We start from the raw sequence: 10,710 nt of genomic DNA on the forward strand, positions 1-10,710 counted from the left end.
GCATGAAGGATCGTGTTGTTCGTGACGCGGTTGAGCCGCGATGGTACAGCGAACCGGGCGCGACGGGGACGGGCGCGGCCCCCGCGCCCACCCGGTCAGCCTGCCGCGAGCAGCGCGATCCGGCGCCGCAGCTCGGGCACGACCTCGGCGTCGAACCACGGATGGTGCTTGAACCATGCCTGGTTGCGCGGCGACGGATGCGGCAGCGGCAGGATCGCGGGGCCATAGTCGCGCCAGGCCTGCACGGTGTCGGTCAGCGTCGCCTTGCGCGCGCCGCGCAGGAAATGCCGCTGCGCATACTGGCCGATCAGCAGCGTGAGCCGGATCGACGGCAGTTCGGCCAGCAGCCGGTCCATCCACAGTGGCGCGCATTCGGGGCGCGGCGGGTTGTCCCCGCTCGCGCCGCGGCCCGGGTAGCAGAAGCCCATCGGCACGATCGCGAAGCGCGTCTCGTCGTAGAAGGTGTCGGCGTCGACGCCGAGCCAGCCGCGCAGCCGCTTGCCGCTCGCGTCGTCCCACGGAATGCCGCTCGCATGGACGCGTGCGCCCGGCGCCTGCCCGACGATCAGGATGCGTGCGTCGCGATGGGCGCGCACGACCGGTCGCGGGCCGAGCGGCAGGTCGGCTTCGCATGCACGGCACGCGCGGATTTCGGTGAGCAGCACGTCGAGCGGCGCGCGCGTTCGTTTCGGCATCGATTCGGAGCGGGGACGGGGTGGTGAGGCGGTGTCGCAAGAGCGGCATGGGCGGCACAGGCGGGCAGCGGCAAGGCCGCCGGCTCGGCGTGACCCCGGCGCGCACCGGCTGCACTGCGCGGTGCGCCCTACGGCTACGCCCTACGCCCGCGACGAGTCCGCTGCGCCGCCTTCGGCGACCGCAGCATCATACAACGCGGTCTGCGCGATCGCCGCGGCGATGCCCGCGTCGTCGTGCGAGCCGTCGAGCATGCCCCAGCGCCGGTATTGCGACAGGAACCATAGGCCCTCGCGCGGATCGGGCCGGTTCACCGCGCCGCCGTCGTGAAAGCGGATCGGCAGCGGCGGCGTCGCGAACGGCCCCGCGCCATAGTCGCCGAGCAGGCGCGGCGCGATCAGCCGGGCCGGCACGCCGAGCGCGTCGGGCGACGCGAGCCAGTCGGCCGCCTCGCGGCGGTGCGCGGCGCTGTCGAGCCACGCGCACGCATCGACGAGCGTGCGGACCAGCGCACGCGCGGTGGCCGGATACAGCGCGACGAAATCGCGCCGGGTCGCGAGCACCTTCTCCGGATGATCGGGCCAGACCTCGCTCGTGACGGCGACGGTGCGGCCGGCGCCGCACGCTTCGGCCACCGCGTGCCACGGCTCGCCCGCGCAGAAGCCGTCGAGCTCGCCGCCCGCGAGCGCGGCGACCATCTCGGGCGGCGGAATCACGACGCTGCGCACGTCGCGCAGCGGATCGACGTCGTGCGACGCGAGCCACGCGTTCAGCCACATCGCGTGCGTGCCGGTCGGGAAGGTCTGCGCGAGCAGCGGCTTGCGGCCGAGCGTCGCGAACGCGGCGCGCACGCTGGCGGTTTCGCGGTACGCGTCGGCGAGGCCGCGCGACAGCGTGATCGCCTGGCCGTTACGGTTCAGCACCATCAGCGCGGCCATGTCGGCCTGCGGGCCGCCGATGCCGAGCTGCAGCCCGCAGACGAGCCCGTACAGCGCGTGCGCGGCATCGAGCTCGCCGCTGAGCAGCTTGTCGCGCACGGCCGCCCACGACGGCTGGCGACTCAATTCGAGCGTGAGGCCATGACGCGCGCCGAGATTCAGGCGCTGCGCGACGATCAGCGGGGCCGCGTCGCTGAGCGCGACGAACCCGAGGCGAAGATGCGCGCGTTCCGGCGCGGCGGGAGGAGAGGTATGCATGGCACTCATGACTGGGGTGACGCGTCGAGCAATTGTCGCGCGACGTCGACGATGCGCAGGCCCTGATCCATCGCGCGCTTGCGCAGCGCCGCATACGCATCGTGTTCGGACAGCTTGCGCTGGTCCATCAGCACGCGTTTCGCGCGGTCGATCAGCTTGCGTTCCGCGAGTTCGCGCTCGACGTCGGCCAGCCGGCGGCGCAGCGCATCGTCGTGCGAGAAGCGCGCGAGCGCGACTTCGAGAATCGGCGCGAGACGCTCGGCCGACAACCCTTCGACGAGATACGCACTGACACCCGCGCCGACCGCCGCGCGGATCAGTTCCTGGTCGGCGTCGTGGCTGAACATCAGCACGGGGCGCGGGGCGGTCGCATGCATGACGGCGAGCTGCTCCAGCGTGTCGCGCGACGGTGAATCGGTATCGATGATCACGACGTCGGGGCGTTGCTCCTCGACGGCCGCCGGCAGGCGCGCCGGCGTCGCGACGTCGTTCAGCATCTCGTAGCCGAGGCGCGCGAGCGCGTCGCCGAGTTCGCCGATCGGCTTGTCGGTGTCGGTGACGAGCAGCACGCGCAGGCGGGCGGGCAGGGCGGACGAACTCATGAGGCGGGCAACAGGGGCAGTGACGCGTCGATGCAGGGGGCGGACGATGCACGCAGGCCGCATGCGCGGCCGGAGGTGCAGGAACCGGGAAGCGGCCGAAGCCGTGCGATACCGCGCATGTCAGGCGGCCCGCGCAAGCGCCGCGCCGGTTGCCGTGCTCGCGCCTTGCGCGGCTGCTGCGCCGATCGCGCCGCCGACGAGGATCACGGCCGGGCTGCCCAGCCGCTCGGCTTCGATGCCGCGCGCGAGCGTGCCCAGCGTGCCGGTCCAGCGGCGTTCGTCGGGCGTGCCGGCCCATTGCACGGCCGCTGCCGGCGTCGACGCGGGCAGCGCGGCGAGCAGGCCCGCCGCGATGCTGTCGACGCGGCTCATCCCCATGTAGATCGCGAGCGTGGTGCCGGTTGCCGCGAGCCGTGCCCAGTCGGGTTCGCCATGGTCCTGGCGGTGCGCAGTGACGAACGTGACGCCTTGGCAGTGCTCGCGGTGCGTGAGCGAGATGCCGAGGCTCGCAGCGGCGGCGAATCCCGACGAGATGCCGTTGACGATCTCGACCGAAATCGCGGCCGCGCGCAGCGTCGCGAGTTCCTCGCCGGCGCGCCCGAACAGCAGCGCGTCGCCGCCTTTCACGCGCACCACGTGCGCGCCGCGCAGCGCGTAGCGGCGCATCAGTTTCTCGATGAACGCCTGCGGCGTGGAGCGGCAGCCGCCGCGCTTGCCGACGCGGATCACGCGCGCCTGCGGCGCGAGCTCGACGATGCCGGGCGCGACGAGATCGTCGAGCAGCAGCACGTCGGCGGCGGCCAGCGCCTTCACCGCCTTCAGCGTGAGGAGATCGGGATCGCCGGGGCCGGCGCCCAGCAGCGTGACTTTGCCTGTCGTCATGTCGTGTTCCTGTGCCGCATCGCATCGCTGCGGCGGTCTGATATCGCGTTGTTGCTCGGCGGCGGCAGGCGGTCGAAACGCACCGGCATCCGGCCGTGCCGTGCACGGAGGGACGCCGTTGTCCTGAAGGGCTCGCGGTGAAGGGCGAGCAGGGTTTGCGGGGACTGCCCACCGGCGCCGTTGCCGGTGTGAAGAAAGGTTCAGCAATATCCGGGCCAATCGGCGCGACGACGCAGCCTTGGCGTGGTGCCGCACACCGTGCGATGGCCGCGAGCGCGCATGTGCTCGCCACGCGCGCGCGGTCGCCATGCCGCATCGGTGTGCATCGTGCCCCGTCCGCGCGCACCGCGATGCCGCACGACGACAGTGCTGCAGCGCACCACATCTGTGCCCCGGTGCATCGCGACGGAGAGCGCGCGGCTCGCCGCGGTGACGTGCCAGCTGCCCGCTGCGCCTTGTGCGGCGGGGCTCGCGGCGCGATCGACGCCGACATGGCACGTCGCTTGCGTTAGCTCGTTCGGACGGGTCAATGGCGATCCGTCCGCAGTACCGAATACCGACGCGCCCGGCAACGGGCTTCATGGGCAACGGCGTCCTACGCATCAGGTCTCGACGAGACCGGGTGCGCAGGACGCCGTTTTTCGTTTGGCGGATGACATGACCGACAAAGCTACCCGTATCGATCTCTTCAGCCTCCGCACCGCGCCGATGCGCGCGTTCCATCTGACGTGGATGGCGTTCTTCATCTGCTTCTTCGCGTGGTTCGCGTGCGCGCCGCTGATGCCGCTGATCGCACGCGAATTCCGTCTCACGGCGGCGCAAGTCGCCAACATCAACATCGCCGCGGTGGCCGCGACGATCGCCGTGCGGCTGCTGGTCGGCCCGCTGTGCGACCGCTTCGGCCCGCGCCGCGTGTATGCGGGTCTGCTGCTGCTCGGCGCGATCCCCGTGTTCGCCGTGTCGTTCACGCACGACTACCTGTGGTTCCTGATCTGCCGGCTCGGCATCGGCGCGATCGGTGCGGGCTTCGTGATCACGCAGTACCACACGTCGGTGATGTTCGCGCCGAACGTGGTCGGCACCGCGAACGCGACGACGGCCGGCTGGGGCAATGCCGGCGCGGGCGCGACGCAGGCGCTGATGCCGCTGCTCGTCGCCGCCGGGCTGATGCTCGGCTTCGGCGAGGATTCGTCGTGGCGCATCGCGCTGGTCGTGCCGGGCGTGGCGATGCTCGTGATGGCATGGGCCTACTGGCGCTTCACGCAGGACTGCCCGCAAGGCGATTTCGTCGCGCTGCGCAAGCAGGGCGTGACGGTCGACAGCGGCAAGAAGGGCGGCTGGGCGAGCTTCTTCACGGCCTGCGGCAACTACCGCGTATGGATGCTGTTCGTCACGTACGGCGCGTGCTTCGGCGTCGAGGTGTTCATTCACAACATCGCCGCGCTGTACTACGTCGATCACTTCAAGCTGTCGCTGAAGGACGCCGGTTTCGCGGTCGGGATGTTCGGGCTGCTCGCATTGTTCGCCCGCGCGCTCGGCGGCTGGCTGTCCGACAAGATCGCCGCCCGCCGCAGCCTCGACGTGCGCGCGACGCTGCTGTGCGCGCTGATCATCGGCGAAGGGCTCGGGCTGATCTGGTTCTCGCATGCGCAAGGCATCGGCATGGCCCTCGTCGCGATGCTGGCCTTCGGCCTGTTCACGCACATGGCGTGCGGTGCGACCTACGCGCTCGTGCCGTTCATCGATCGCAAGGCGCTCGGCGGCGTCGCGGGGATCGTCGGCGCGGGCGGCAACGTCGGCGCGGTGGCCGCGGCTTTCCTGCTGAAGGGTGTCGGCGACGTGCAGCAGACGCTGAGCCTGCTCGGCCTCGCGGTGACCGCGACCGCGTTGTGCGCGATGGCCGTGCGCTTCAGCGAGGAACACAAGGCGCGCGAAGCCGAGCTGCGCGATCGCGCGCTGGCCGCCGCTGGCGCCGCGAACTGATCGACCGAGGGAACCGTCATCATGAAACTCATCGTCATCGGCCACGGCATGGTCGGCCACAAGCTCCTCGAATGCGTCGCGACGCAAACCGGCGAGGCCGGCACGGCAGGCGCGCTGCAGGTCACCGTGCTCGGCGAGGAACCGCGCCCGGCCTACGATCGCGTGCACCTGTCGGAATTCTTCGCGGGCAAGTCGGCGGACGACCTGTCGCTCGTCGAACCGGGCTTCTTCGAGCGTCATCCGCAGTTCGACCTGCGCCTGAACGCGCAGGTCGCATCGATCGACCGCGCCGCGCATACGGTCACGCTCGCATCGGGCGAAACGCTCGCGTACGACAAGCTGGTGCTCGCCACCGGCTCGCGGCCGTTCGTGCCGCCGGTGCCGGGCCGCGAGCGCGCGGGCTGCTTCGTGTACCGGACGATCGAGGATCTCGAGGCGATGCAGGCGTGCGGCGCGCACGCGAAGCGCGGCGTCGTGATCGGCGGCGGGTTGCTCGGCCTCGAATGCGCGAAGGCGCTGCGCGACATGGGGCTCGATACGCACGTGGTCGAATTCGCGCCGCGCCTGATGGCCGTGCAGGTCGACGACGGCGGCGGCCGGATGCTGCGTTCGAAGATCGAGGCGCTCGGCGTGACCGTGCATACCGGCAAGAACACGCTCGAAATCGTCGACGGCGACGAAGGCGCGCACCGGATGGCGTTCGCCGACGGCACGCATCTCGACACGGACATGATCGTGTTCTCGGCAGGCATCCGCGCGCGCGACGAACTGGCCCGCGCGTGCGGGCTCGACATCGGTCCGCGCGGCGGCGTCGCGATCGACGACGCGTGCCGCACGAGCGACGCCGACATCTATGCGATCGGCGAATGCGCGGCCTGGAACGGCACGGTGTACGGCCTCGTCGCGCCCGGCTACGACATGGCGCGCGTGGTCGCGAAGCAGCTCGCGGGCGACGCCGACGAAGCGGCGGCGGCCGCGTTCGCCGGCGCCGACATGAGCACGAAGCTGAAGCTGATGGGCGTCGACGTCGCGAGCATCGGCGACGCGCACGGCACGACGGCCGGCAGCCGCACCTACCAGTACGCGGACGAGCGCCGCCAGGTCTACAAGAAGCTCGTGGTGTCCGACTGCGGCAAGTTCCTGCACGGCGCGGTGATGGTCGGCGATGCCGCCGAGTACGGCACGCTGCTGCAGATGATGCTGAACCGCATCGAGCTGCCCGAGTCGCCGGAATTCCTGATCCTGCCGTCGTCGGACGGCGCCGCGAAGCCGGCGATCGGTGTCGACGCGCTGCCGGAAGGCGCGCAAATCTGCTCGTGCAACAACGTGTCGAAGTCGCAGATCTGCGCGGCCGTGGCCGACGGCGCGACGAGCCTCGGCGCGCTGAAGATCTGCACGGGCGCCGGCACGTCGTGCGGCGGCTGCGTGCCGCTCGTCACGCAGATCATGAAGGCCGAGATGAAGAAGCAGGGCCTCGCGGTCAACAACCATCTGTGCGAGCACTTCCCGTATTCGCGTCAGGAGCTGTTCCACCTGATCCGCGTCGAGCGCATCACGACGTTCGACGCACTGCTGCACAAGCACGGCCGCGGCCTCGGCTGCGACGTGTGCAAGCCGGCCGTCGCGGGCATCCTCGCGTCGTGCTTCAACGAGTTCGTGCTGAAGAAGGAGCACGCGGGGCTGCAGGATTCGAACGACTACTACCTCGCGAACATCCAGCGCGACGGCACGTATTCGGTGGTGCCGCGCATGCCGGGCGGCGAAGTCACGCCGGAAGGGCTGATCGCGGTCGGCCAGGTCGCGAAAAAATACGGCCTGTACACGAAGATCACGGGCGGCCAGCGCGTCGACCTGTTCGGTGCGCGCGTCGAGCAGCTGCCGTCGATCTGGGAGGAACTGATCGCGGCCGGCTTCGAATCGGGGCACGCGTACGGCAAGGCGCTGCGCACCGTGAAGTCGTGCGTCGGGTCGACGTGGTGCCGCTACGGCGTCGACGATTCGGTCGGCCTCGCGATCGACCTGGAGAACCGCTACAAGGGGCTGCGCGCGCCGCACAAGATCAAGTTCGGCGTGTCCGGCTGCACGCGCGAGTGCGCGGAAGCGCAGGGCAAGGACGTCGGCATCATCGCGACCGAGAAGGGCTGGAACCTGTACGTGTGCGGCAATGGCGGGATGAAGCCGCGCCACGCGGAACTGCTCGCGTCCGATCTCGATCGCGACACGCTGATCCGCTACATCGACCGCTTCCTGATGTTCTACGTGCGCACGGCCGACCGGCTGCAACGCACCAGCGTGTGGCGCGACAACCTCGAAGGCGGGCTCGACTACCTGATCGACGTCGTCGTGCACGACAAGCTCGCGATCGCGGCCGAGCTCGAAGCCGACATGCAGCACGTGGTCGACACCTACGAGTGCGAATGGAAGCGCGCCGTCACCGATCCGGAAACGCGCAAGCGCTTCCGCCACTTCGTGAACAGCGACGCGCCGGACACGACCATCGAGTTCGTCGAGACGCGCGGCCAGATCCGGCCGGCGACGCCCGCCGAGCGCGCGGGCGGCAAGCCCGTGGCGATTCCGGTCGTCGCCGAACCCGCGACCGTTTGACCCCCGACCGACACCCCCGTCTTTCAAAGGAGCCCATCATGAACGATCGTCTTCCGCTGTCCTGGACCCGCGTGTGCCCGCTCGACGACATCGTGCCGAACACCGGCGTGTGCGCGCTCGTCAACGGCGAGCAGGTCGCCGTGTTTCACGTCGCGCATGCCGACGGCGGCGTGTTCGCGATCGACAACGTCGATCCTGTGTCGCAGGCCGCGGTGATGTCGCGCGGGCTGATCGGCAGCCTCGGCGAGCGCGTCGTGGTCGCGTCGCCGCTGTACAAGCAGCACTTCGACCTGCGGACCGGCGAATGCCTGGAAGCGCCCGAGCAATCGGTGAACGCGTATCCGTCGCGGGTCGAGGACGGCTTCGTGTGGATCGCGGCCTGAGCGCCCGGGAGCACGCATGACCGCCACCCCCGTCAAGAGCGTGTGCCCGTACTGCGGCGTCGGCTGCGGGATGGTGCTGCACGTCGAGGACGGCGAAGTCGTCAAGGTATCCGGCGACGCCGACCATCCGGCCAACTTCGGGCGGCTCTGCACGAAGGGTTCGTCGGCGCACGTCGCGCTGCGCCGCTCGGGGCGGCTCGACCGCGCGTTCGTGCGCCGCGCGCGCGAGGACGACCTCGTGCCGCTGCCGGCGCGCGACGCGGTCGCCGAGACCGCGCGGCGGCTGCGCGCGGTGCTCGATACGCACGGGCCCGATGCGCTGTCGTTCTACGTGTCGGGGCAGATGTCGATCGAGGCGCAGTATCTCGTCAACAAGCTCGCGAAGGGGTTCGTCGGCACCAACAACATCGAGTCGAACTCGCGGCTGTGCATGGCGAGCGCGAGCACCGGCTACAAGCAGTCGCTCGGCGCGGACGGGCCGCCCGGGTCGTACCAGGACTTCGATCGCGCGAACCTGTTCTTCGTGATCGGCGCGAACATGGCCGACTGTCACCCGATCCTGTTCCTGCGGATGATGGACCGCGTGAAGGCCGGCGCGAAGCTGATCGTCGTCGATCCGCGCCGCACCGGTACCGCCGACAAGGCCGACCTGTTCCTGCAGATCCGGCCGGGCACCGATCTCGCGCTGACCAACGGGCTCTTGCACCTGCTGCATGCGAACGGGCGCACCGACGCCGCGTTCATCGATACCTGCACCGAAGGCTGGGACGCGATGCCCGCGTTTCTCGCCGACTACACGCCCGAGCGGGTCGCTGACATCACCGGGCTCGCGGAAGCCGACATCCGCACGGCCGCGCAATGGATCGGCGACGCGCAGGAATGGATGAGCTGCTGGACGATGGGGCTCAACCAGAGCACGCACGGCGTGTGGAACACCAACGCGATCTGCAACTTGCATCTCGCGACCGGCAAGATCTGCCGCCCGGGCAGCGGGCCGTTCTCGCTGACCGGCCAGCCGAACGCGATGGGCGGCCGCGAGATGGGCTACATGGGGCCGGGGCTGCCGGGCCAGCGCTCGGTGGCGTCCGACGACGACCGCCGCTTCGTCGAGAACCTGTGGCGCGTGCCCGCCGGCACGCTGCGCCAGGACACCGGCAACGGCACGGTCGACCTGTTCGAGCGGATGGCGGCCGGCGACATCAAGGCGTGCTGGATCGTCTGCACGAACCCGGTCGCGACCGTGCCCAACCGGCGCAACGTGATCGCCGGGTTACAGGCCGCGGAGCTCGTGATCGCGCAGGACGCGTTCCTCGACACCGAGACCAATCGCTACGCCGACATCCTGCTGCCCGGCGCGCTGTGGGCCGAGGGCGACGGCGTGATGATCAACTCCGAGCGCAACATGACGCTGATGCGCGCGGCGGTCGCGCCGCCCGGCGACGCGCTGCCCGACTGGCGCATCGTCGCGGAAGTTGCGCGCGCAATGGGGTTCGGCGACGCGTTCGACTATGCGTCGGCGGCCGACGTGTTCGATGAGATCGTCCGCTTCTCGAATCCGGCGACCGGCTACGACCTGCGCGGCGCGAGCCACGCGGCGCTGCGCGACGGGCCCGTGCAGTGGCCGGTCGCGCCGGGCGCCGCGCGCGAGCGGCACCCGATTCGCTACCTGAACGACGGCGTGAGCCAGACGCTGCGCACGGCAGCCGACGGCGGCGCCGCGCCGCGCATCGCGTTCCCGACGCCGTCGGGCAAGGCGCGCTTTTTCGCGCGGCCGCACGTCGATCCGGCCGAGCTGCCCGACGACACGTTCCCGATCGTGCTGAACACCGGGCGGTTGCAGCATCAGTGGCACACGATGACGAAGACGGGCAAGGTCGCGATGCTGAACAAGCTCAACCCGCGCCCGTTCGTCGAACTGCACCCGGACGATGCGAGCGCGCTGGGCATCGCCGCGAAGGACAGCGTCGAGATCCGTTCGGCGCGCGGCCGCGCGGTGCTGCCGGCCGTCGTGACCGAGCGCGTGCGGCGCGGCAACTGCTTCGCGCCGATGCACTGGAACGACGTATACGGCGACGATCTGTGCATCAACGCGGTGACGAACGACGCGATCGACCCGGAATCGCAGCAACCCGAACTGAAATACTGCGCGGTCGCGCTGACGCGCGTCGACACGGACGCGTTCGCGTCGGCCGACGACGACACGGCGCGCGCTGACGTACGCGCGGACGATGCACCGCCCGCGCCCGCGATCTCGCCGATCACGGCTTCACAGGAATCCGACATGGCAGACATCGACACTTTCGCGGCTGCGCTCGGCGTCGCCAATCTCGCGCCGCCGCCGCTGACCGACACCGAGCGGCTGTACGT

The 10,710-nt window shown here is 70.3% G+C and carries 8 protein-coding genes; 4 read left to right on the forward strand and 4 right to left on the reverse strand.

From position 1 onward, the window contains the following. Positions 1–95 precede the first annotated feature (95 nt). The 4 genes from H3O04_RS29945 to cobA form a co-directional block, all read right to left on the reverse strand. Complete coding sequence (locus H3O04_RS29945; RefSeq protein WP_202589047.1) at positions 96–695, reverse strand: uracil-DNA glycosylase family protein; 600 nt, start codon at positions 693–695, stop codon at positions 96–98. Between the two features lie 141 nt (positions 696–836). After that, a complete protein-coding gene (locus H3O04_RS29950; protein WP_202589048.1) occupies positions 837–1,889 on the reverse strand; it encodes a CmpA/NrtA family ABC transporter substrate-binding protein in 1,053 nt (350 codons plus the stop codon). A 5-nt stretch (positions 1,890–1,894) separates the two neighbouring features. After that, a complete protein-coding gene (locus H3O04_RS29955) occupies positions 1,895–2,491 on the reverse strand; it encodes an ANTAR domain-containing response regulator (RefSeq protein WP_027812380.1) in 597 nt (198 codons plus the stop codon). A gap of 120 nt (positions 2,492–2,611) precedes the next feature. Continuing rightward, the gene (cobA, locus tag H3O04_RS29960; RefSeq protein ID WP_202589049.1) at positions 2,612–3,373 is read right to left on the reverse strand and encodes a uroporphyrinogen-III C-methyltransferase; all 762 of its coding nucleotides are present in this window, start codon (positions 3,371–3,373) and stop codon (positions 2,612–2,614) included. Between the two features lie 657 nt (positions 3,374–4,030). On the opposite strand from cobA, the gene H3O04_RS29965 reads away from it, so the two are divergent. The 4 genes from H3O04_RS29965 to H3O04_RS29980 all read left to right on the forward strand — a co-directional run. Then, on the forward strand, positions 4,031–5,356 hold the full coding sequence (locus tag H3O04_RS29965) for an MFS transporter (RefSeq protein ID WP_202589050.1): 1,326 nt from the start codon (positions 4,031–4,033) through the stop codon (positions 5,354–5,356). Positions 5,357–5,377: 21 nt separating this feature from the next. Beyond that, positions 5,378–7,960 carry a nitrite reductase large subunit NirB gene (gene nirB / locus H3O04_RS29970; RefSeq protein WP_202589051.1) on the forward strand — a complete coding sequence of 861 codons (2,583 nt, stop codon included), beginning with the start codon at positions 5,378–5,380 and terminating at the stop codon, positions 7,958–7,960. A gap of 38 nt (positions 7,961–7,998) precedes the next feature. Continuing rightward, positions 7,999–8,343: a nitrite reductase small subunit NirD gene (gene nirD / locus H3O04_RS29975; protein ID WP_006478931.1), complete on the forward strand. Its 345-nt coding sequence runs from the start codon at positions 7,999–8,001 to the stop codon at positions 8,341–8,343. Between the two features lie 16 nt (positions 8,344–8,359). Next, on the forward strand, positions 8,360–10,710 hold a 2,351-nt coding region (locus tag H3O04_RS29980; protein WP_202589052.1), incomplete at its 3' end, for a molybdopterin oxidoreductase family protein.

Origin of the sequence: Burkholderia sp. KCJ3K979 (assembly GCF_016759955.1) — a bacterium.
Lineage (GTDB): Bacteria > Pseudomonadota > Gammaproteobacteria > Burkholderiales > Burkholderiaceae > Burkholderia > Burkholderia orbicola.

What these genes read in the sequence shown, in the direction of transcription:
- H3O04_RS29945 (WP_202589047.1), bottom strand. Translation starts at nt 695, where the DNA reads ATGCCGAAACGAACGCGCGCGCCGCTCGACGTGCTGCTCACCGAAATC.
- cobA (WP_202589049.1), bottom strand. Translation starts at nt 3,373, where the DNA reads ATGACGACAGGCAAAGTCACGCTGCTGGGCGCCGGCCCCGGCGATCCC.
- H3O04_RS29955 (WP_027812380.1), bottom strand. Translation starts at nt 2,491, where the DNA reads ATGAGTTCGTCCGCCCTGCCCGCCCGCCTGCGCGTGCTGCTCGTCACC.
- H3O04_RS29965 (WP_202589050.1), top strand. Translation starts at nt 4,031, where the DNA reads ATGACCGACAAAGCTACCCGTATCGATCTCTTCAGCCTCCGCACCGCG.
- nirD (WP_006478931.1), top strand. Translation starts at nt 7,999, where the DNA reads ATGAACGATCGTCTTCCGCTGTCCTGGACCCGCGTGTGCCCGCTCGAC.
- nirB (WP_202589051.1), top strand. Translation starts at nt 5,378, where the DNA reads ATGAAACTCATCGTCATCGGCCACGGCATGGTCGGCCACAAGCTCCTC.
- H3O04_RS29950 (WP_202589048.1), bottom strand. Translation starts at nt 1,889, where the DNA reads ATGCATACCTCTCCTCCCGCCGCGCCGGAACGCGCGCATCTTCGCCTC.